Origin of the sequence: Oleomonas cavernae (assembly GCF_003590945.1) — a bacterium.
Classification (GTDB): Bacteria; Pseudomonadota; Alphaproteobacteria; order Zavarziniales; family Zavarziniaceae; genus Zavarzinia; species Zavarzinia cavernae.
Genome location: NZ_QYUK01000011.1, coordinates 998,510 through 1,019,797, shown reverse-complemented (window position 1 = coordinate 1,019,797; position 21,288 = coordinate 998,510). Strand labels below are relative to the sequence as shown.

Genomic DNA, 21,288 nt, shown 5'->3' with positions numbered 1-21,288 from the left:
GAAAGACTGCCCTACGCCGTTGCAGCATGACTCCGCGTCATGGCGTTTTCGAGACCGGATCGACAAGACCTTGGTCGAGCAGCCGGTCCAGCGCCGCCTCGTCCTCGAAGACAAAGGCGATATCGACCACCTCGACCCTGTCGCGAAGGGCTGACGGCAGCCTGACCGCGTCCTTGGCCGTGGTGACCGGCACCGCACCCGCCGCGCCGGCAGCGGCGAGGACCGCCTCGATTTCCGGCACCGTGTAAGGGTGATGGTCGGGAAAATTCCGCGTTCCAGCGATGCGGGCGCCCATGGCGCGCAGGGTGTCGTAGAATTTGGCCGGCCGGCCGATCCCGGCAAAGGCGAATACCGGCCTGGTCGCGAATGCCCGGGGCTGTAATGGCTGCACCCGCCCGAACAACAGCGGGACGGCCCCGTTGTCGGGCACCGGGGCATTGCCGGTGCCGTTGATGATCACCGCGTCGGCCCGGCCCAGGGCATCGGCCCAGGGCTCGCGCAGGGGCCCGGCCGGGATCACCCGGCCGTTGCCCAGGCCGGCGCCGGCATCGATCACCAGCACGGCCAGGCTCTTGGCCAGGCCGGGGTTCTGAAAACCGTCGTCCATGATGATGACGTCCGCCCCGGCCGCGGCGATCGCCCGGGCCCCGGCCACCCGGTCGCGCGCGATCCAGGCCGGCGCCACGCCGGCCAGCAGCAGCGGCTCGTCACCCACCGCCGCCGCGTCATGGCCGTCGCCGACCCGCAGCGGCCCGGCCTGGGACCCGCCATAGCCGCGCGAGAGGAAATGCGGGTTGAGCCCGCGCGCGATCAGGCGCCGGGCGACCGCCTGGGCCACCGGTGTCTTGCCGGTGCCGCCGGCGGTCACATTGCCGATGCAGATGACCGGGATGCCGCAATCGAAGGGCTGGGCCCGTGCCAGCCGGCGCCGCGTCACCGCGGTCCACAGCCGCGACAAGGGCGACAACAGCCAAGCGCGCCAGCCGCCGTCGCCGGGGCCGGCCCAGAAATCAGGGGCGCGCACGAGACGCCGCCTCGTCGACCAGCGGCTTCAGCGCGGCCAGCACGCGGTCCAGCACGCCGTCGCCTTGCAGGGCCACGGCCCTGGCGGCGGCGGCGAGTGCGGCGACCCGGTCCTCGTCGGACAGCAGGGCTTCGACGGCCGCGGCGAGGCCGGCCTCGTCCGGCACTTCGACCACGGCACCGCCGGCCTTCAACAGGCCCAGGGTTTCGCTGAAGTTGCCCATGTGCGGGCCGGTGACGATGGCATTGCCCAGCCGCGCCGGCTCCAGCGGATTCTGCCCGCCATGCGGCACCAGGCTGCCGCCGATGAAACTGATCGCGCAGAGCCGGTAGAACAGGCCCAGCTCGCCCAGCGTATCGGCCAGGTAGATGTCGGTATCACCGGTGATCACATCGCCGGACCGGCGGCGGGCCACGGTAAGGCCCAGCGCAGCCAGGCTATCGGCGACTTCCTCGCCACGCTCCGGGTGGCGCGGCACCACGATCGTCAGCAGGCCCGGCACGCGGGCTTTCAGGGCCGCGTGAACGCGGCCGGCGGCAAGCTCCTCGCCCGCGTGGGTCGAGGCGGCCAGCCAGCGGGGCCGCTCGTCCATGCTGGCGGCGAGTTGCGCCAGGGCTGCCGGATCGGCGGTCAGGGCCGGGGCATCGAATTTCAGGTTGCCCAGGGTGCGAACGTCGCCGGCGCCCAGGGCGGTGAAATGCGCGGCGTCCACATTCGATTGCGGCAGCACGAAGCGGAAGCAGTCCAGCATCGGCCGGATCAGGCCCGGCCGCTTGCGCCAACCCTCGAAACTGGCCTGCGACATGCGGCCGTTGATCAGGGCCATGGGTACGCCGCGCCGGTTGGTGTCGAGCACCAGGTTGGGCCACAGCTCGCTCTCCACCCACAGAGCGAGGTCGGGGCGCCAGTGATCGAGGAAGCGCCTGACCGCCTGGGGCTGGTCGACCGGGACATACTGGTGGAAGGCGCCGGCAGCCAGGCGCGACGCCATCAGGCTGGCCGAGGTCACCGTCCCCGTGGTCATCAGCACCGATACCGCCGGCGTGCCACCGGCAAGCCGGCGAATCAGGCCCAGCACGGATTGCGCCTCGCCGACGCTGGCGCCGTGGATCCAGACCAGCGGCCCCGCCGGCCGGGGCAGGCCGGCGTAGCCCAAGCGTTCAGGCAGGCGGGCCGCGTCTTCCTTGCCACGGCGGCGGCGGCGTTCCAGCAGCGGCCGGACGAACGGCGTCGCCACCCAGGTCAGCAGGCGATACAGCGCCGGCGTCACGTGCGGCGGCGCCTGGCCGGGGCGGGCTCGACCAGGTCGCGCCCCATGCGCCGGTCGGCTTCTGCCGTCAGCGTGTTGAGCGCGCGCTCCAATGCCACCCGATGGGTCTCGAACTGGTCGTCATCGAGATCGGGCGGCACGTCGAGGCGTTCGCCCACGATATAGAGGCCGCGGTTGAACGGGGTCGCCAGGAGGAAACGGTCCCAGCTATCGAGCATGGGGCCCCGCCTGGTCGACACGGCGATGGGATAGATCGGGATGCCGCCCATCGAGGCGGCGCTGATGGCGCCGCCTTGCGCCCGCATGCGCGGGCCGATCGGCCCGTCAGGCGTGAAGGCGGCACTGTCGCCCCTGCCGATCAGCTCGACCAGGCCGCGCATGGCGGCATAGCCGCCACGCTTGGACGACCCGCGCACCGTGCTGAAGCCCAGGCCCTCGATCGAACGGGCGATCAACTCGCCGTCGGAATGGGTCGAGATCAGGACATGGATCATGCGCAGGTTACGGTTGCGCATCCGCGCCATCATCATCAGCCGCCCATGCCAGAAGCACAGCACGAAGGGCTGATGCCCGTGCCAGCGCCCCAGCATCTCGGCCAGGCCAGGTCCCTCCTCGGTGAAGCGGCTGGTTGCGCGCACGAAGCGGATATAGAGGCCGATCAGGTGCGGCAGCAGCCATTGGACGAAACGGGATTTGGCCAGCCGCTTGCCCAGCGGCATGCCCCTATTCCGCTTCGGCTTGGGCATAGAGCCGTGCATAGAGGCCGCCCTTCGCGATCAGTTCGTCGTGACTGCCGCTTTCCGCGATGCGGCCGGCTTCGACCACATGAATACAGTCCGCATCGACGATCGTCGACAGCCGATGGGCGATCACCAGCGTGGTGCGGCCCTTCATCAGGCCGCGCAAGGTCGCCTGGATCTGGCGCTCGGATTCGGTGTCGAGGGCCGAGGTCGCCTCGTCCAGCAGCAGGATCGGGGCATCGCGCAAAAAGGCGCGGGCAATGCAGATACGCTGGCGCTGCCCGCCCGACAGCTTGACCCCGGATTCGCCGACCACGGTCTCGAAGCCCAGCGGCAGATTGACGATGAAGTCAAAGGCCGCCGCCGCCCGCGCCGCCGCCTCGATCTCCTCGCGCGCGGCGCCGGGCCGGCCATAGGCGATGTTGCTGGCGATGGTATCGTCGAACAGGGTCGCTTCCTGGGCCACCAGAGCCATGGCGCGGCGCACCGAGTCGATGGTAACCGCCTTGATATCGATACCGTCGACCAGGATGCGGCCGCCGGCCGGATCGTAGAAGCGCGGGATCAGGTTGATGGTGGTCGACTTGCCGCCGCCCGACGGGCCGACCAGCGCCACCGTCTTGCCGGCGGGCACGTCGAAGGTAACCCCCTTCAACGCGGCCGTACCGTCGCTATAGGAGAAGCGGACATCCTCGAAGGTGATATCGCCGCGCGTCACCTTGATCGGCAGGGCGCCGGGCGCATCGACCACCTTGGGCTCGACATCCAGCATGGCGAAGACACGGTCGGCCGCGGCCAGGCCTTCCTGCAGGCTGACATGCAGGTTGGAGAGGCTGCGCAACGGCTGATAGGCCATGATCATCGCGGCGATGAAGCTGGTGAAGGCGCCGAAGCTCATCTCCGAGGTCTGCATCGCCACGCCGGCATAAAGGATGGCGCCGGCGATGGCGACCGACCCGATCAGATCATTGAGCGGCACGGTCGCCGACTTGGTGCGCACGGCCTTCATCAGGTGCTTCAGGCGGCGTTCGACCGATCCGGTCACGGTCCTGAGCTCGTCGGCCTCGCGGCCGTAGGCCTTGACCAGGCGCGTGCCGTCGAAGCGTTCGGTCAGCAGCGAGGCCAGGGTGCCGGTTTCGGCCTGGGCCTTGGTCGAGACCTTGCGCGTCTTGCGCCCAGCCCTGCGCATCACCAGCATGGCGACGGGAAAGCCGATCGAGGCGACCAGCGCGAGTTGCCAGTTCTGGAAGTACATGACGCCGGTGAGCAGGATCACCGAGGCGCCGTCGCGCAGCAGGCCGACCACGGTCTTGGAAACCGAGTCTGAGAGCAGGCTGGCATCGTAGAGAAAGGCCGAGATCAGGCGGCCGGAATGAATGTCGTGGATCCAGGCCAGGTCGGCCCGCATGAAGCGGTCGAACAGCTTGAGCTGGGTGTCGGCGACGATGCGCTGGCCGACATAGGACATCTGCACGCTCTGGACATAGTCGGCGCCCGACTTGATCAGCGATGCGACGACCACCGCCAGGGGGATCATCCACAGCGCCGTGGGATCACGCTTGACGAAAATATCGTCGATCGCCGGCGACAGCAGATAGGCCAGGGCGGCTGTCATGCCGGCCACGATCGCCATCATCACCCCGGCAACGGCAAGGCGCCTGGCGTGCGGGCGAACCGCACTTTTGAGCAAGCGACGGACCGCCGAGGGCTTCGCCTCGGCGCTGGCGGCCAATGGTGCTGATGTCGTGGTCAATCTTGATTTACCTCTGCGGGGCCGGAAACTAGCACGACTGTTCGCTCACGCAAAACCGGGCCGGGTTGCCGCGGCCCGGTCCCATCGCTATATGGGGTTCCGGCCAGGGATTTAAGGACAGGCATTTGTTCAAGCGACAGACCCGCAAGGTGGGCAACCAGATTCGCCTCGCCCGAGGCGATGCCTCCACCCCCTGGGGCCGGATCGTCGGCTGGTTCGAGGTCCTGTTCATCGACCACGGTATCCTGCGCCTGCTCTTCTGGAACAAGCGGCGGGTTTCGCCCCGGATGTGGCGCGGCGCCCAGCCCTCGAGCTGGCAGGTGCGCGGCCTGGCCCGCCAGGGCATCAAGACCATCGTGAACCTGCGCGGCGAGCGCGACTGCGCCACCTATCTCTATGAAAAAGAGGCGGCGGAAGGGTCAGGCATCAAGCTGGTCAATTTCACCGCCACCTCGCGCGAACCGCCCTCGCCCGCCGTTCTGCGCGGCGCCAGGCAGCTCTTCGAGACGATCGAGTATCCCGCCCTGATGCACTGCAAGTCGGGTGCCGACCGGGCCGGCATCATGTCGGCGCTCTATCTCTTCCTGCACGAGGGCAAGTCCCTGGAGGAGGCCAAGGGCCAGCTCTCCTTACGCTACGGCCATATCAAACAAGGCAAAACCGGCGTTCTCGACCGCTTTTTCGACGCTTACGCCGAGGCCCGGGCCGCGACCGGCATCGAATTCTGGCACTGGGTCGACACGGTCTACGACCCCATCGCCATGAAGCGCGACTTTCACGCCGGCCTGATCGGCAACCTTATCGTCGATCGGATTCTGGGCCGCGAGTAAGGGGGCCGGGCGCAAAGGCCGCGGTCAGCACCGAGAGCTTGTCCGGGTTCCGGACCATCATGATGCGGCCGACGCTGCCCTCCTGAACATCAGGCACCAAGGCGAACCAGATTTCGCCCTCGGCAATCGCGACCAGCCCGGGGGCACCGTTCAGCAAGGTCCGCTCGAAGCGGACCTCGACCTTGATCTTGCGCGCGATGCCGGCAAAGAAGCGCAGGATCTTGTCGGCGCCATAGATCGGATTGAGCGCCGCGCTGCGCTTGCCGCCGCCGTCGGTCAGCAGGATCGCGTCCTGGTGCATGATCCCAGCCAGGGCGGCGCCGTCGGCGTTGATCAGGGCATCGATGAAGCGGTTGGCGATGGCGTCTCGCGCCGCCTTGGGCACGTGAATATCGGGCCGTGCGGCTTTCAGCCGCGCCCGCCCCCGGCTGACCAGCTGGCGTACCGCCGCCGGGCTTTTGCCCAAGATCGTGGCGACACTGTCATGGTCGTGGCCGAAGGCATCATGCAACAGGAAGGCCGCCCGTTCGGCCGGCGGCAGATTGTCCATCACCATCAGGAAGGCCAGCGACAGGTCGTCGGCCAGTTCGATGCGCGCCGCCGCCCGGCCCTCGTCGCCCACCCGATCCCCGGGCTCGTCCAGGATCGGCTCGGGCAGCCACGGCCCGACATAGCGGGCGCGCTCGTTCTTACGGGCGCGCAGATGGTCGATAGCCAGCCGGGTCAAGGTGGTGGTCAGCCAGGCGGCCGGGCTGCGGATCTCCGCGGCCGAAGTGCCGTGCCAGCGCAGGTAGGTCTCCTGCACCAGGTCCTCGGCCTCGGCCATGGTGCCGGTCATGCGGTAGGCCAGGCGGATCAGCCTGGCCCGTTCCGCCTCGAAGGCCGCGGCGGTCATGCCGCCTGCCTGACCTTCACCTGGACCAGGTGACAGGCCGTGGCGTGGCCCAGCGCCCGCTTCAGGGCCGGAAATATCCGCGCCGTGGCGATGGAAATGGCCAGGTCGGCCATGGCCTTGGGGCCGATCGCCGCCTCCAGTTCCAGGCGCATCTCCTCGGCTGCCGGATCGTTGGCGGACACCGCCTTGCCGAAGGCCAGGGCCAGGGCTTCGAGCGGGGCCAGATCCTGCACCCGCCCCGCGACGACAGCGCGCAGGGTCTCCGGCGACACGCCGGCATCGGCGGCCATGTCGACGGCGATCTGGGTGCAGGGGCCGCAGTCTTCCGCCATGTCGGCGCCGATATGGGCGAGGTGCCACAATTCCTTGGCCGCATGGGCCCGGTGGCGCGACAGGGGCATGAACAGGGCGAATTTCCAGAAGCCCGACGAACTCGACTTCAGGATATCGCGCAGGAATTCGGCACTCTGCCCGGTCTGGCGCTCGCCGCCGTCGATCAGTTTGCCACAGAGCCACTTCATCATGATGCCTTCCTCCTCAGGGCGACGATGGCGAGGAGCAGGATGAGCAGGCTGGGGATATGCACCGGCCCGATGTCGGCGATCGCCTGGGCCGGCGAACACCGCCCGGCGGCCGCATCCATCAGGTGCACCCAGGAATGAAGCAGGTGAAAGATCGCCGCCACCATGGCACCCCCGGCCGCCAGCCGCGGCCACAGGGCCCCGCCGATCAGCCCCAGGCTGGTCGCCAGGTAGGCGCCGCCGATATCGCCGATGAAGTGGCGGTTGGGCGGCCCGGTATCGACCACGCCCGGCACGGCGATGTACCAGCCCATCGGGTCCGCCAGCATGAACAGGCCGTTGGCGGCCAGGCCAAGGCCCAGCACCAGGGCCAGAAGTCTCCACCAGCGGGGTAGCGCCATCGTCGTCTGCTCCATTGTCTCTTCTCCTCGTCTTAAGTTTGACGAGGGGGACCGGCAGATTGTGACATGACCCGAATGGGGCGGCGATGACCGCCGGGGTAAGTGCCCTCAGGCGACGCTGCGCGCCGCCCCCCGATCCGCGGCCAGCGCGAAATCCACCGCCGCGCGGGCATGGATGGCGGTCGAGTCGAAGCCCTGGACCGGCAGTGCGTCGGGATCGAGCAGCAGGCAGATCTCGGTGCAGCCCAGGATCACCGAATCGGCGCCGGCCGCGATGCCCCGGGCGACGATTTCCATCAGGCGGGCCCGCGAGCTTTCGCGCACGATGCCCTGGCAAAGCTCCTCGAAGATGATCGAATGCACCGCGGCCCGGTCGATCTCGTTGGGCACCAGTGCCTCGATCCCGCCCTGGCGGCCCAGCCGCTGGGTATAGAAACCGTGCTCCATGGTATAGCGCGTGGCCAGCAGCAGCGGCCGCCGGCGACCGGAAGCGGCAATCACCCGGCCCGTCTCGTCGATGATATTGATCAGCGGCACGCCCGCCTGCGCGCCCACCTGGTCGGCGACCAAGTGCATGGTATTGGTGCAGATCAGGACGCAATCGGCCCCGGCACGGACCAGGCCCGCCGCCGCATCGCCCAGCATGGCGCCCGCCTCGTCCCAGCTATCGGCCCGTTGCAGCTTCACCACCTGCTCGAAATCGACCGAGCGCAGGATGATGTCGGCCGAATGCAGCGAGCCCAGGCGCTGGCGCATCGCCTCGTTGATCTGGCGATAGTAGACCGCTGTGCTTTCCCAGCTCATGCCGCCGATCAGGCCGATCATCTTCATGCCATGCACTCCCCGAATTTCCATGCCGCAAGGATGCCCCAGGTTGAACGAAAATGGCGCGCGTCCTTTCCCCTTGTTGTCGGTTTTAGCGCCTGAAATTTGCGCCTATTCGGAAAATCATGCAAAATCGATCAATGCTCGACGATCGCGACCGCAAAATCCTCGCCCTGCTCCAGGCCGATGCCGACCTGGCCGTCACCGACATCGCCGAACAGGTCGCCCTGTCAGTCTCCGCCTGTTCGCGGCGGATCGCCAAGCTCAAGGATGACGGCTTCGTCGAACGGGTGGTGGCCCGGCTCGACCGGCGGCGCATGAACCTGCCGACCACGGTCTTCGTCATCGTGAAGACCAGCCATCATGCCGCCGACTGGCTGGACGGCTTCCGCCGCGCCCTGGCGGACATCCCCGAGATCGTCGAGGTTCACCGCCTGACCGGCAATTTCGACTACATCCTGAAGGTCGTGCTGCCCAACGTCGAACACTACGACGTGATCTACAAACGCCTGGTGCAGCGGGTCGAACTGTTCGACGTCTCCGCCTACATCTCGATGGAAACCCTCAAACGCGAGATCGCCCTGCCGACCAGTTATGTGTGAGGTCCTTTGAACTCCCTCTCCGCCGCTTGCGGGGGAGAGGGAGGGGACCCGTCGCGTCAGCGATGGGGAGGGTGAGGTGGTGGCCGGGAGAGATCGGACCTTACGCCTGACATCCCTCCTCACCCAACCCTCTCCTCCGAGGAGGAGAGGGCTTTTGCTCAACCGATCAACCGCTCGGCGACGTCCGGCGGGGGTTGAATTCGGTCAGTTTTTCCAGCAGGCGGGCGTGCAGCGCCGGGCCGGCGGAGATGATGTTGCGGTGGCGGGTCGAGACACGGTTGTAGGTGAAGCGCTCGCCGGCATGGGTCGAGGCGATGCCGCCCGCCTCGTGCACGATCAGGTCGGCCGCTGCCAGGTCCCAGTCGCTCTTGCCGGTCAGGCTGACCGAGCCGTCATGAGTGCCGCCGGCGACCAGGCACAGGGCATAGGCGATCGAGGTCGAGCCGGCGATGGCGATCGCCGGCCACGGCGTCGGCCACAGGCGCGAGCGATACATGTCCTCGGGCCCGACCATGCGGGCGCCCTCGATGCCGGCCTGGTCGCTGACCTTGATCGTGGCAGCGTTCATGGTGGCGCCGCCGCCCAAATGAGCGGCATAGAGTTCGTCCAGGGCCGGGTTGAAGACCACGGCCGCCTGCGGCCGGCCACCAGCCACCACGGCGATCGAGACGGCAAAATGCGGACGCCCCTTGACGAAGGCCCGGGTGCCGTCGATCGGATCGACCACGAACAGATGGTCGGCCGAGAGACGCGCCGGGTTATCCGCGGTCTCCTCCGACAGCCAGCCATAGGTCGGCCGCGCCTGGCCCAGCCTCTCCTTCAGCAGGGCATCCACGGCCAGGTCGGCATCGGTGACCGGGCCGTGGCCTTCCTTTTCCCAGGTGCGGAAGCCCTTAGCGCGGTAGTCGAGCGCCAGCGCGCCGGCGGCGCGGGCCGCGGCGATCAGCAGGTCGAGATCGGCGCGCAGGTCGATCGTCATGTGCCCGCGATGGTCATGCCGTCGATCCGCACCGTCGGCGCATTGGTGCCATAGCGGAAGACGAGGTCGTTGGCCGGAACCAGGTTCAGGAACATGTCCTTGAGATTGCCCGCGATGGTGATTTCGCTCACCGCATAGGCGAGCTCGCCCTGCTCGATCCAGAAGCCCGCGGCGCCACGGCTGTAATCACCCGTGATGCCGTTGACGCCCGAGCCGATGAGTTCGGTGACGTAGAAGCCCTCGGCGATGTCGGCCATCAGTGCCGCCGGGCTGAGCGCGCCCGGTTCCAGGTGGACATTGGCGGCGGAGGGTGTCGGCGGGCCCGAGGTGCCGCGCGCGGCGTGCCCGGTCGAGGCCAGGCCCAGTTGACGGGCGGCCGAGGTATCCATCAGCCAGGTGGTCAGGTGGCCGTCGTCGATGAGCTTGCGCGTGGTGCCGCGCACGCCCTCGCCGTCGAAGGGGCGCGAGCGCAGGCCGCGCGGGCGATAGGGGTCGTCGATGATGGTGATGCCGGGGGCGAAGATCGCCTGGCCCATCTTCTCCTTCAGGAACGAGGTGCCGCGGGCCACCGCCGCGCCGTTGATCGAGCCCAGCAGGTGGCCGACGATCGAGCCCGCGACGCGGGGATCGAACACCACCGGCACCCGGGCCGTCTTGGCCTTGCGCGGGTGGAGGCGGCGTACGGCCTTCTCGCCCGCCCGCCGGCCGATGGTTTCGGCATCCTCGAGGTCGGCGATGAAACGGGCCGAGGCATGGTCATAGTCGCGCTCCATGCCGGTGCCGCTGCCCGCCAGGACCGAGACGGAGACGCCGTGGAGCGAGTTGCGGTATTCCCCGGCAAAGCCGCCCGTGGTCGCCAGCGCCACCCGGTTGGCGCCCCAACTGGCCCCGCCCCTTCGGAATTGGTGACGCCGTCGACGGCCAGCGCCGCGGCTTCCGCCCGGGCAGCGCGGTCGAGCAGGGCCTGGGGTTCGGGCTCGCCGTCCTCGCACAGGTCGAGCGCGCGCGGCGCCCGTTCGATCAGTGCCGGGTCGGCCAGGCTGGCAAAGCGGTCGGGCGGCGCCACCTTGGCCATGCCCACCGCCCGCTCGACCAGGCGGTCGAGGGCGCTCGAGTCGATTTCGCTGGACGAGACCGTCGCCTGGGCCTGGCCGACGAAGACGCGCAGGCCCAGGTCGCGGGTTTCGGAGCGTTCGAGATCTTCGAGCTTGCCCAGGCGCCAGTTGACGCCCACGGAGATCGCCTCGAAGTACATGGCGTCGGCGTCATCGGCCCCGGCGCGCTTGGCGCGGGTCAGGAGGTCGTCGAGCAGGGCAAGCGGTTCAGCCATTCGTCCACCATTCAGAATGCGGGCCGCATCCTAGAGGTAACGAATGGCTCAAGTCAGCCTTTTTGCTCAACCCCGCCGCGCGATGCGGGCAGGGCCGGTCCCGGTCGACTGGCTGATCGCCGTCGCCGCGCGTTCGCCGGCGGCGAGATAGAACAGCCGCTTCAACTCCTGGCGGCCGCGGGTGACGTTGTCCTGGATGATCCCGGTCATCAGCGACAGCACGCTGAGCATGATCGCCCCCACCGACACGATCAGGGTCGGGAAGCGGGGCACCAGGCCGGTCGCCACATAGTCGATGAAGATCGGCACGAACAGCCCGATCGAGACCAGAGCGAAAACGCCGGCAAAGGCGCCGAACAGGGCCAGCGGCTTTTCCAGCATCAGCAGGCGCAGGATCAGCTTCAGGATGCGGGCGCCGTCGCGATAGGTGTTCAGCTTGGACTGGCTGCCGGCGACCCGGGTCGAATAGCGGGTCGGGATCTCGGCCGTGGCCAGGCGCAGTTCCAGGGTGTGGACGGTGATTTCGGTCTCGGTTTCGAAGCCGCTCGACAGGGCCGGGAAGGCCTTGACGAAGCGGCGCGAGAAGACCCGGTAGCCGGTCAGCATGTCGGTGAAGGTGCGGCCGAACAGCTTGGTGACCAGGGTGGTGAGCAGCCAGTTGCCGAAGCGATGGCCCTTGCGATAGGCCTCCGGATCGTCGTCGACGCGGGTGCCCACGACCATGTCGAGATTGTCCTCGATCAGGCGGCGCACCATGGTGGGGGCGGCGGCCGGGTCGTAGGTGCCGTCGCCGTCGACCATGATGTAGATGTCGGCATCGATGTCGCCGAACATCCGGCGCACCACATTGCCCTTGCCGCGATGGCTGACCTGGCGGACCACGGCGCCGGCGGCCTTGGCCACGGCGATCGTGTCGTCGGTCGACATGTTGTCGTAGACATACACCGTCGCCTCGGGCAGCACCTGTTGGAAGCCCCGGACCACCTGGCCGATCGCGGCGGCCTCGTTCAGGCAGGGCACGATCACCGCGATCTCGCGGCCGGCCGTTACACCACCGACATTCCAGTCCATGTCACCATCCTCGTTCGGCCGGGCCTCGGGTCAGGCTGGCCCATTCACGTCACATAACACGAAGCTGCCCCAGTTCGTTCCCGGCTGCTCCAAATGGTGGCGGACCGGCCGGCAGGCGCCGATCGTCAAGGCGGGGTCGAAGGCTTTCAGGGCGTCCGTCACCCGGGCCACCTCCCCCGGCTCGAACAGGATCGAGACCGCCCCGCCCGCCTGCGCGACGGCGCGGCGGATCTCCCGGGCGTAGCCGGCCTCACGCTCGGGCGGGTCGATCCAGAAGCCGTCGAAGCGCAGGAAACGGACGGTCGGCGGGAAAGACGGGATGACGAAGGCCGACGGCGTCAGCCCCGCCATCAGCACCACCGCCCGCTCAGGCGTGGCGATCGGCGGCACCTCGACGCCGGTCAGATCAGGACCGAAGGCGACACGTTCCGCCGGCGGCGGCCGGGTGACGGCGACGACGGCGATCAGCACGACAGCCGCCGCCACGCCGGCGGCCCGGCGCCAGGGGATCAGCCGCAGCAGGGCGAGCGTGACCAGGATCGGCCCCAGCATCTCGACGGCAAGAACGTAACGATAGATGGCAAAGACGATCGACCACGGCACCAGCGTCGCCACCACGACCAGGCACAGGCGGAAGCCCGCCGTGGCCCGCTGTTCCCGGCTGACCAGCCCGGCCGCCAGCAGCGCCAGCGCGCCGGCATAGCCCAGCGGGATGCGCCAGTCGGTGAAGCTCGCCTCGGCGCTGACGTGATCGACAATCCCTGCCAGGAACGGCAATTGGACCCGGGGCCAGGGCAGGCCGGCGGTGAAGCCGGGATCGGAATAGGTGTGGGCCGGCACGTAGGGTGCCGCGAAGACATCGTTGAAATAGGGCATCAGGGGATTGCCGAATTCGGCGTAGAGCCGTGCCATCCAAAAGCCCCCGGTGAGCACGGTGCCGGCGATCCCGGCCAGCGCGAAAACCAGCAGCGCCCGCCCGCCCCCGGCCCGGAAGGTATGAAACGCCAGTACCGCCACGGTCAGGCCGATGATGAAGGGGGCCAGCACCGGCTTCAGCCCGAACCCTGCCCCTGCCAGCAGGCCGGCCAGGGCCAGCGCCTTCAACCCCCGCGCCTCGACCGCCAGGAAGGCGGCGATCGCGCCCAGGGCAAACAGCGACAGGATATTGTCGCCCGCCGTCGCCCCCAGCAGCGAGATTTTCATGGCCCCGGCAAGCCCGATGACCGCCAGCAATGCCGCCATGGGCCTGCCGACCTGCGGCAGCACGCGGCGGGCGATGACATAGAGCGGCAGGGCATTGGCGCCGTGCACCAGCCCCAGGCCCAGCGAGGCCCACAGCGGCCCCAGCGCCTTTGCCGCCAGGTAGAACGGCACGTCGACCAGCGGGTTGTGGAAGGTCGGCCCCATGAAGGCGGGCAGCACGTCGACGCCCAGCCGCCCGTTCAGCAGGGCGAAGGGCACATACCAATGATAGTTGCGCAGGTCCCAGCCGCCGTCCTGGCCCATGACGGCAACCGCCGCGGCACAGGCCAGCATGCCGAGCAGCAGGATGGCGCCGGCGAGAAAACTTTCGCCCTCGCCCGGGTGTTGAAGTCGCAATACGGGATTCATGCGGCGCCTTTCCTGTAACTCTCGCCCGGCGGCAGGCGAACTACACCCTGGAACCGCTGAGTACAGGGTCGGTTCCCGTTGCCAGATGAACTGGTGGCGATGGAAAACACAACGTTTCAACGTTCCATTCCCAGGGGGATGACATGAGCAAATCCGGTTTCGCGCTTGCCGCCGCTGCGGCCGCCTTGTTCTCGGCCGGCACCATCGCGCTGGCGCCGATGGCCGCGCAGGCTGCCGACGTTCACTGCACGGGCGGCAACGCCTGCAAAGGCCAGAGTGCGTGTAAGAGCGCCACGAATGCCTGCAAGGGCCAGAACGCCTGCAAGGGCCAGGGCTTCACCATGGCCCCGGACGAGGCTGCCTGCACCGCCGCCGGCGGCAAGGTCGGCTGATCAGCCTGGTCTTACGGCTCGGGGCCGGCACTGCCGGCCCCGCACGCCTTGACACCGACGATGGCCGACAGGACCCTGCCACGATGATCGAAGGTTTCGGCCTGGGTCTTCGGACCGAGCACTATCACGACATGGACCAGGACGGTGTCGCCGTCGACTGGCTCGAAATCATTTCCGAGAACTTCATGGTGCCCGGCGGCCGGCCGCTCGACTGGCTGGACCGGCTGCGCGCCCGCTATCCCATGGTGATGCATGGCGTCTCGATGTCGATCGGCGGCAGCGACCCGCTCGATCACGCCTATCTCGACGACCTCGTGGCGCTGGCCGACCGGGTGCAGCCCGCCTGGATCTCCGATCACCTGTGCTGGGCCGGCATCGACGGCATCAACCTGCACGACCTGATGCCCCTGCCCTATACCGACGAGGTGCTGGCCCATGTCGCCGGCCGCATCGGCCGGGTGCAGGACCGCCTGCGCCGCCCGCTGGTGATCGAGAATGTCTCGACCTATGTAACCTATAATGTATCCGACCTGTCGGAGCCCCAATTCCTGGCCGCGCTGATCGCCCGCTCGGGCTGCGAACTGCTGCTCGACGTGAACAACATCTATGTCTCGGCCTTCAATCACGGCTTCGATCCGCTCGCCTATCTCGACCTGCTGCCGGCGGCGGCGATCCGCCAGGTCCATCTGGCCGGCCACAGCATGATGGGCAGCCACATCATCGATACCCATGACGCGCCGATCATCGGCCCGGTGTTCGAACTCTATGCCCAGGCGGTGCGCCGCTTCGGCGCCGTGCCGACGATGATCGAGCGTGACGACAACATCCCGCCGCTGGCCGAATTGCTGGACGAATTGGACCAGGTCCGCCGCCATGCCGCCGAAGGCCTGGCCGTGCGCGAGGCCGCCCAATGACCGCCCTGGCGCAATTGCAGCGCGGCTTCGCGCGCGACGTCCTGGGGGCACCCGGCACGATCAGCCCGCAGATATGCGACAGTGCCCGCACCGATCGCGAGACCCTGCTCGGGGTCTATCGCTTTGCCTACGGCGCCCGGCTGGTTGAGGCCCTGGGCAAGGATTTTCCCGCCACCGCCGCGCTGATGGGATCCGACGCGTTCGAGGGCGCGGCACGGGCCTATATCGCCGCGCATCCCTCCCACCGCCCGTCGATCCGCTGGCTGGGCGCCGATTTCGCCGGGCACCTGGCGCGGCAGGGCCAGGCCATGGCAGCCGACCTCGCCGCCTTCGAATGGGCCCTGGGCCTGGCCTTCGACGGCGGCGATGGCGACACCGTCGGTCCCGAGGCGCTGGCCGCCCTGGCGCCGGCGGCATGGGAACGGCTGCGCGCCCGCTTTCATCCGACGGTGCAGGGCCTGGACCTCGCCCACGCCGTCCACGACGTGTGGCGCATGTGGCGCGAGACGGGGGAGATTACGCCGGCACCGGCCGGCCCGGCCGCCCTGCTGATCTGGCGCCGCAACCTCGAAGTGCAATACCGCGCGATGGCGGCGGGCGAGGCGATGCTGTTCCACCGCCTGCGCGACGGCCTGCGCTTTGCCGCGGCACTGGACGATATCGAGCCGAACCAGGCCGTTGCCTGGCTGGCCGGGTGGTGCGCCGGCGGCCTGGTCGGCGGCCTCGAGACCGCCGCTCCCTCGCCGCCCGCCGCCTAGCCCCTGCGGGAACCGATCGCCGATCCCGGCATTACCAAGCTGTGCAAGCTTGTGTGCGAGGAGATCTGTGATGGCGCCCGCCGGCAACAGAATTGCCCTGATCGACGGTCTGCGGGGCTATTTTCTCGTCCTGATGATGTCCAGCCACCTGGCTTTCCAGGGCGGCGCCTGGGCGCTCAAGCTTCACCACAGCCAGTTTGCCTTCGTCGAGGATGCCCAGGGCTTCGTCTTCCTGTCCGGCCTCGTCGTCGGCCTTACCTATGCGCGCATCCTGGCCAAGCGCGGCCCCGATGTCCTGTGGGACAAGGCCAGCGCCCGGGTGGGCGAACTCTACCGCATGGTCCTGCTGACCCTGGCCGTGGTCATGACCATGCTGTTCCTGGTGCCCGACGCCGCCAGAATCTGGGGCTGGCAACTGGGCAAGCTGGCGCAATCGCCGGCCGACAACCTGGGCGCGGCGGCCGCCATGCTCTACCAGCCCGCCTATCTCGATATTCTGCCGCAATACATGATCTACCTGCTGGCGGCGCCGTTCATCGTGCGCGCCACAGCCAGCGGCCATGGCCTGCGCGTCATGGCGATCAGCGGCGCCATCTGGTTCATGGCCCAGATCGGCCTGCAGATGCCCCTGGTCGAGGCTGCCGAGGCGGGCCTCGCCTCTGTTGTTCCCGGCGGCACGCTGCGCGCCTTCTTCAACCCGATGGCCTGGCAGTTGCTGTTCGTCTCGGGCCTCGTCCTGGGCGCCGCGGCCGCCAGCGGGCGGCTCAGCGCCGATGCGATCTTAGGCCCCAAGCATCGCGACCTGGCCTTGATCGCCCTGGGTGTGGTCGCCCTGTTCGCCGGCCTGCGCATCGTCCATGGCGAGGGCGCCCTGGACGGCGCCCTGGGCGAGCGCTTCTACAAGCTGCTGCGGCGCGAAGACCTGAGCCTGTCCTATGTCGTGAATTTCGCGGCCCTGGGCTACGGCGTGGCCTGGATCCTGCACAATGCCCAGGAAGCGACCACGCCGCGGGCGGTTGCCCTGCTGGGCCGCGGCCTGCGCCGTTTCTTCGCCCTGCCCTTCCTGGTCTTCCTGGGCAGGCATTCGCTGCAGGTCTACGCCTTCCACGTCATCGTGGCCTACGGCGTCGGCGCCATCGATTGGCACTTCGGCCCGTTCGACGAGCCGAGCAAGACGGCGATCATCATCGCCGCGGTCGCCAGCCTAGGCATCCCCGCCGCCTGGCACGCCGCCAACCAGCGGCGCGACCTGGCAGCACGTCAGGTGAAGGTGGCCTGAGAGATTTTTCTCGTCATCCCGGACGAAGCGCAGCGCAGATCCGGGATCTTTCGACCAGTGTTTCCGGCACCTGAGCGTCACAAGATCCCGGCTCAAGGCCGGGATGACGAGTTTTGAAACACACTCTAAGCCTCCACCCCCTCCACAACGCCGCGGAAATAGCGGCTGGGGGATTGGCCCAGCAGGCGGCGGAACATGGTGGTGAAGGCGGCGACGCTGTCGTAGCCCAGGTCCAGGGCAACCGTGGTCACCGCCTCGCCCCCGCCCAGCCTGGGCAGGGCGGCAAAGAGGCAGGCGCGCTGGCGCCACAGGGCAAAACTCAATCCCGTCTCGCGCTTGAACAGGCGGGTGAAGCTGCGCCGGCTCATGCCCAGTTGCGCGCACCAGTCGTCGATCCGGGCATGGGGGTCGGGGGCCATGACGAAGTGCTGGCACAGGGCATTGAGCCGGGCATCGGCCGGCAGCGGCAGGCCCACCGGCAGGGCCGGCAGGGCGCCCAATTCGTGCAGCAGCAGGCTCATGATCAGCCCGGCCCGGCCGTCGGCCTCGTATTCCACCGGCAGATCCACCGCCTCGAGGATCAGCGCCCGGATCAAGGGCGAGATCTGCACCATCCGGCAGATATCGGGCAGATCGGCGATGGCGCCCGGCTCGATCAGGACGCTGCGCACGCCTAAGGGTGCGCCGGTCGAGCGGACGCCGTGGACCATGCCCGGCGGGATCCAGATCGCCCGGTCCGGCGGCACCAGCCAGGTGCCCTCCGCCGTGCCCACCATCATGATGCCCGACAGGGCATAAAGCAGTTGCGCCCGGCGATGGACGTGGGGCTTGGTCTCGTGGCCGGCCGGATAATCGTTGCCGATCGCCAGCACCGCCCGGGGGACGGCTTCGTAATCTGCAACCCTGACATTCCGGACCATGGCCCACTCGCGAAAGAGAAAGACCCGACTGCGTAAGTAGGTCGCCACCAGCCTACTATGATGCAGCACGACTGACAGTGGCCAAGTCGACAAAGGCCGCCTTGGGAGAAGCAGACGTGAGCGACACCACGGCCGATGCCGCCGCCCCCGCCATCACCGCCGCCCGGGCCCTGCCCGCCGAGGGGGCGACCTATGGCATCCTGCTCGCGGTCAGCTTCTGTCACTTCCTGAACGACCTGATGCAGTCGCTGCTGCCGGCGATCTATCCCATGCTGAAATCGAATTTCGCGCTCGATTTCGGCCAGATCGGCCTGGTCACCTTCACCTTCCAGATCACCGGCTCGCTGCTGCAGCCCCTGGTCGGCTTCTATACCGATCGCCATCCCAAGCCCTATTCACTGGCAGTGGGCATGGGCTTTACCTTGAGCGGGCTGGCCGTGATTTCGATGGCGGGCAGCTATGGCCTGCTGTTGCTGGGCGCCGGCCTGCTGGGCACCGGCTCGTCGATTTTCCACCCGGAATCGTCGCGCATCGCCCGCATGGCCTCGGGCGGGCGCCATGGCCTGGCCCAGTCGCTGTTTCAGGTGGGGGGCAATTTCGGCTCCTCCGCCGGGCCGCTGGTCGCCGCCTTCTTCATCCTGCCCCATGGCCAGGGCGGTGTTGCCTGGTTCACCCTGGCGGCCCTGCTGGGCATCGTCATCCTGTGGCAGGTCGGCACCTGGTACGGCGCGCGCCGCGCCATGCTGGCCAAGCCCAAGGCCCGGGCCAGCAGCGGCGGCGTCACCCTGTCGCGCCGGCAGGTGGGCTTTGCCATCGCCATCCTGATCGCGCTGATGTTCTCGAAGTTCATCTACACCTCGAGCTTCACCAGCTACTACACCTTCTACCTGATCGACCGCTTCGGGCTGACCATCGAAGATGCCCAGGTGCACCTGTTCATCTTTCTGGGCGCCGTCGCCGTCGGCACCATCGCCGGCGGGCCGATCGGCGACCGGATCGGCCGCAAATACGTGATCTGGGGCTCGATCCTGGGCGTGCTGCCCTTCACCCTGGCCCTTCCTCACGCCAACCTGTTCTGGACGGCGGCGCTCAGCGTGGTCATCGGCCTGGTGCTGTCCTCGGCCTTCTCGGCGATCCTGGTCTATGCCCAGGAACTGATGCCCGGCCGGGTGGGCATGGTGGCGGGCCTGTTCTTCGGCCTGGCCTTCGGCCTCGCCGGGATCGGCGCCGCGGCCCTGGGCGAGCTCGCGGATGCGACCAGCATCGAGACAGTCTACCGCCTGTGCGCCTTCCTGCCGGTCCTGGGCGTGCTGACCGTGTTCCTGCCCTCGATGAAGGAAGCCAAGGGCACTTAGGCCGCAGGGCAGCTACCCCACGAACCTGGCAAAGCCCGCCAGCATCTGCCGCACCTGCTCCTCGGCCGCCTTGTCGGTCAACTGCCCCCGGGCGTCGAAGGCCTGGTGCGCCCGCGACAGCAGCACCCGCCCGCCGAACCAGTGCCTGGTGCCCAGGGAGCGCAGCACGCCCAACCAGGCATCCTGGGACAGGACGGTGCCGAAGCCGCCGGGCGAGGCGCCCATGATCGCCACCGGCTTGTCCTTGAACACGCCGGGCTGGCCGGGCGGGCGCGACAGCCAGTCGACCGCGTTCTTGAACACGCCGGGCATCGAGCCGTTGTATTCGGGCGTCACCAGCACCACGCCATCGGCCGCCGCGATCTGCGCCTTCAAAGTGACCACCGCCTCGGGCAGGCCGCCGGCCTCCTCGACGTCGCCGTCATAGAGCGGAATGCCGGTAATCGTCCCGGTCTCCAGCGTAACCCCATCAGGCACCAGGCCCACCGCGGCACGCAGCAGCACGGTGTTCAGCGAGGCGCGGCGCAGGCTTCCCGAAATGCCCAGGAGTTTCATTTCAGCACCGTGGCAATGGTCATCGACCGCTTCAGGGTCTTGGTGACCGGCGTCTTCTCGCAGATTTCCGCAAGTTTCACCTTCGCCTCGTCGGGCAGCGGGGCGCCGATGGTCACGTCCCGTACCACCCGCTCGGTCCCGTCGGCATCGCGAACGAAACGGGCATGGATGCCGATCGTCCCCAGGTCCCATTTCTTGCGGTCGGCGTACATGCGCAGGGTGGCCGAGGTGCAGGCGGCGAGTGCCGCCATCAGCAATTCATAAGGCGCCGGGCCGGTATCGGTGCCGCCGTTGCTCGGCGGCTCGTCGGCGGTCAGCACATGGGTGCGGGCGCGGATCGACTGGGCCAGGCCCTTCTCGCTGGTCAGATGCACCGAAGCCATGAAATCCTCCTTATGCTGCCCATTGCCCGGCGGCGATGGCGACGAACACGATTGCGCCCAGGCGGGCATTGGACTTGAACTTGGCCAGGCAGTCGGCGCCATTGTCGAAATCGCTCGCCGCCGCCTGACGGCCCAGGTGCAGTGCCGCCAGTCCCAAGACGATCCAGAACGGCCAGGCGAGGCCGGTCAGGACGCCGGCCGCGCCGATCAGGGCCACGGTCAGGCCGTAAACCAGCCACAGGAACGGCCGGGTCCGCTCGCCCAGTTTCAGCGCGGTCGACTTCACGCCGACCACCGCGTCGTCTTCCTTATCCTGGTGGGCATAGATCGTGTCGTAGCCCAGCGTCCAGGCGATGCCGGCCAGATAGAGCAGGATCGCCGGCCAGCCCAGATCGCCCCTCACCGCCGTCCAGCCGATCAAGGCGCCCCAATTGAAGGCGATGCCCAGCACCGCCTGCGGCCAGTAGGTGATCCGCTTCATGAAGGGATAGACCGCCACCGGCAGCAGCGAGGCCAGGCCCAGCCAGACCGAGAACGTGTTGAGCGACAGGAGCACGCCCAGGCCGATCAGGGCCTGAAGCCCCATGAACACGGCCGCGGCCTTGGTGGACACGGCGCCCGACGGCAGGGGCCGGCCCCGGGTGCGCGCCACCTGGGCATCGATGTCACGGTCGACGATGTCGTTCAGGGTACAGCCGGCGCCGCGCATCACGGCCGAGCCGACGAAGAACAGCAGCAGCAGGCGCCAATCGGGCAGGCTGCCCGCGGGGGCAGCCAGGGCCGTCGACCACCAGCAGGGAAACATCAGCAGCCAGACGCCGATCGGCCGGTCGGCCCGCGCCAGGCGCAGATAGGGCCGGAGCGCGGGCGGCATGCGGTC

The 21,288-nt window shown here is 68.4% G+C and carries 22 protein-coding genes and 1 pseudogene; 7 read left to right on the top strand and 16 right to left on the bottom strand.

The window, feature by feature from the left end; translation table 11 throughout:
• Positions 1-37: 37 nt before the first annotated feature.
• Genes lpxK through D3874_RS08550 form a run of 4 tightly spaced genes read right to left on the bottom strand, consistent with a single transcriptional unit; the run spans position 38 to position 4,787 of the window.
• Positions 38-1,024, bottom strand: coding sequence for a tetraacyldisaccharide 4'-kinase (gene lpxK, locus D3874_RS08565; protein ID WP_119777715.1), 987 nt, complete (start codon positions 1,022-1,024; stop codon positions 38-40).
• Positions 1,011-2,294, bottom strand: a complete 1,284-nt coding sequence (locus D3874_RS08560; protein WP_119777714.1) for a 3-deoxy-D-manno-octulosonic acid transferase — start codon at positions 2,292-2,294, stop codon at positions 1,011-1,013. Before D3874_RS08560 ends, lpxK begins: the two co-directional genes overlap by 14 nt.
• Positions 2,291-3,013, bottom strand: a complete 723-nt coding sequence (locus tag D3874_RS08555) for a lysophospholipid acyltransferase family protein (protein WP_158595901.1) — start codon at positions 3,011-3,013, stop codon at positions 2,291-2,293. The genes D3874_RS08560 and D3874_RS08555 overlap by 4 nt, the downstream gene beginning before the upstream one ends.
• Before the next feature lie 4 nt (positions 3,014-3,017).
• A complete protein-coding gene (locus D3874_RS08550; RefSeq protein WP_233559881.1) occupies positions 3,018-4,787 on the bottom strand; it encodes an ABC transporter ATP-binding protein in 1,770 nt (589 codons plus the stop codon).
• Positions 4,788-4,912: 125 nt separating this feature from the next.
• Between D3874_RS08550 and D3874_RS08545 the strand changes: the two genes are divergently transcribed.
• Entirely contained in the window at positions 4,913-5,617 is a 705-nt protein-coding gene (locus tag D3874_RS08545) for a fused DSP-PTPase phosphatase/NAD kinase-like protein (RefSeq protein ID WP_119777712.1), read from the top strand.
• Here the strand turns inward: D3874_RS08545 and sigJ are convergent.
• From sigJ to D3874_RS08525, 4 genes are all read right to left on the bottom strand, one after another.
• Positions 5,586-6,512 (bottom strand): RNA polymerase sigma factor SigJ, encoded by a 927-nt coding sequence (sigJ, locus tag D3874_RS08540; RefSeq protein ID WP_119777711.1) that lies wholly within the window; start codon positions 6,510-6,512, stop codon positions 5,586-5,588. The two genes, D3874_RS08545 and sigJ, sit on opposite strands and share 32 nt — an antisense overlap.
• Entirely contained in the window at positions 6,509-7,036 is a 528-nt protein-coding gene (locus D3874_RS08535; RefSeq protein WP_147385582.1) for a hypothetical protein, read from the bottom strand. The genes sigJ and D3874_RS08535 overlap by 4 nt, the downstream gene beginning before the upstream one ends.
• Positions 7,033-7,449, bottom strand: coding sequence for a hypothetical protein (locus D3874_RS08530; protein ID WP_147385581.1), 417 nt, complete (start codon positions 7,447-7,449; stop codon positions 7,033-7,035). The genes D3874_RS08535 and D3874_RS08530 overlap by 4 nt, the downstream gene beginning before the upstream one ends.
• Before the next feature lie 93 nt (positions 7,450-7,542).
• Positions 7,543-8,265, bottom strand: a complete 723-nt coding sequence (locus D3874_RS08525) for an aspartate/glutamate racemase family protein (protein ID WP_119777708.1) — start codon at positions 8,263-8,265, stop codon at positions 7,543-7,545.
• 134 nt (positions 8,266-8,399) lie between these two features.
• Here D3874_RS08525 and D3874_RS08520 point away from each other — a divergent pair, with 134 nt between their 5' ends.
• The gene (locus D3874_RS08520) at positions 8,400-8,861 is read left to right on the top strand and encodes an Lrp/AsnC family transcriptional regulator (protein WP_119777707.1); all 462 of its coding nucleotides are present in this window, start codon (positions 8,400-8,402) and stop codon (positions 8,859-8,861) included.
• 166 nt (positions 8,862-9,027) lie between these two features.
• Here the strand turns inward: D3874_RS08520 and D3874_RS08515 are convergent, their stop codons facing one another.
• From D3874_RS08515 to D3874_RS08500, 4 genes and pseudogenes are all read right to left on the bottom strand, one after another.
• Positions 9,028-9,840, bottom strand: coding sequence for a 3'(2'),5'-bisphosphate nucleotidase CysQ (locus D3874_RS08515; RefSeq protein WP_119777706.1), 813 nt, complete (start codon positions 9,838-9,840; stop codon positions 9,028-9,030).
• Positions 9,837-11,170, bottom strand: a pseudogene (locus tag D3874_RS08510) (TldD/PmbA family protein). Before D3874_RS08510 ends, D3874_RS08515 begins: the two are co-directional and overlap by 4 nt.
• Positions 11,171-11,236: 66 nt before the next feature.
• Positions 11,237-12,241 carry a glycosyltransferase gene (locus tag D3874_RS08505; RefSeq protein ID WP_119777705.1) on the bottom strand — a complete coding sequence of 335 codons (1,005 nt, stop codon included), beginning with the start codon at positions 12,239-12,241 and terminating at the stop codon, positions 11,237-11,239.
• Positions 12,242-12,271: 30 nt separating this feature from the next.
• Positions 12,272-13,852 carry a hypothetical protein gene (locus D3874_RS08500; RefSeq protein WP_119777704.1) on the bottom strand — a complete coding sequence of 527 codons (1,581 nt, stop codon included), beginning with the start codon at positions 13,850-13,852 and terminating at the stop codon, positions 12,272-12,274.
• A gap of 143 nt (positions 13,853-13,995) precedes the next feature.
• On the opposite strand from D3874_RS08500, the gene bufA2 reads away from it, so the two are divergent.
• The 4 genes from bufA2 (at position 13,996) to D3874_RS08480 (ending at position 17,195) form a co-directional block, all read left to right on the top strand.
• Positions 13,996-14,244 carry a BufA2 family periplasmic bufferin-type metallophore gene (bufA2, locus tag D3874_RS08495; RefSeq protein WP_119777703.1) on the top strand — a complete coding sequence of 83 codons (249 nt, stop codon included), beginning with the start codon at positions 13,996-13,998 and terminating at the stop codon, positions 14,242-14,244.
• Positions 14,245-14,327: 83 nt separating this feature from the next.
• Complete coding sequence (gene bufB, locus D3874_RS08490) at positions 14,328-15,158, top strand: MNIO family bufferin maturase (protein WP_119777702.1); 831 nt, start codon at positions 14,328-14,330, stop codon at positions 15,156-15,158.
• Positions 15,155-15,916 (top strand): HvfC/BufC N-terminal domain-containing protein, encoded by a 762-nt coding sequence (locus tag D3874_RS08485; RefSeq protein WP_119777701.1) that lies wholly within the window; start codon positions 15,155-15,157, stop codon positions 15,914-15,916. The genes bufB and D3874_RS08485 overlap by 4 nt, the downstream gene beginning before the upstream one ends.
• 70 nt (positions 15,917-15,986) lie before the next feature.
• The gene (locus D3874_RS08480; RefSeq protein ID WP_119777700.1) at positions 15,987-17,195 is read left to right on the top strand and encodes an OpgC family protein; all 1,209 of its coding nucleotides are present in this window, start codon (positions 15,987-15,989) and stop codon (positions 17,193-17,195) included.
• Positions 17,196-17,320: 125 nt separating this feature from the next.
• Here the strand turns inward: D3874_RS08480 and D3874_RS08475 are convergent, their stop codons facing one another.
• Entirely contained in the window at positions 17,321-18,115 is a 795-nt protein-coding gene (locus tag D3874_RS08475) for an AraC family transcriptional regulator (protein WP_119777699.1), read from the bottom strand.
• Between the two features lie 116 nt (positions 18,116-18,231).
• Between D3874_RS08475 and D3874_RS08470 the strand changes: the two genes are divergently transcribed.
• Positions 18,232-19,470 carry an MFS transporter gene (locus D3874_RS08470; RefSeq protein WP_338016696.1) on the top strand — a complete coding sequence of 413 codons (1,239 nt, stop codon included), beginning with the start codon at positions 18,232-18,234 and terminating at the stop codon, positions 19,468-19,470.
• Positions 19,471-19,482: 12 nt separating this feature from the next.
• On the opposite strand, the gene D3874_RS08465 is transcribed toward D3874_RS08470, so the two are convergent.
• The 3 genes from D3874_RS08465 to ubiA are packed head-to-tail and all read right to left on the bottom strand — an operon-like array spanning position 19,483 to position 21,282.
• Positions 19,483-20,025 carry an NADPH-dependent FMN reductase gene (locus D3874_RS08465; protein ID WP_119777697.1) on the bottom strand — a complete coding sequence of 181 codons (543 nt, stop codon included), beginning with the start codon at positions 20,023-20,025 and terminating at the stop codon, positions 19,483-19,485.
• Complete coding sequence (locus D3874_RS08460; protein ID WP_119777696.1) at positions 20,022-20,408, bottom strand: OsmC family protein; 387 nt, start codon at positions 20,406-20,408, stop codon at positions 20,022-20,024. The genes D3874_RS08465 and D3874_RS08460 overlap by 4 nt, the downstream gene beginning before the upstream one ends.
• Before the next feature lie 10 nt (positions 20,409-20,418).
• Complete coding sequence (gene ubiA / locus D3874_RS08455; RefSeq protein WP_233559880.1) at positions 20,419-21,282, bottom strand: 4-hydroxybenzoate octaprenyltransferase; 864 nt, start codon at positions 21,280-21,282, stop codon at positions 20,419-20,421.
• Positions 21,283-21,288: the final 6 nt, after the last annotated feature.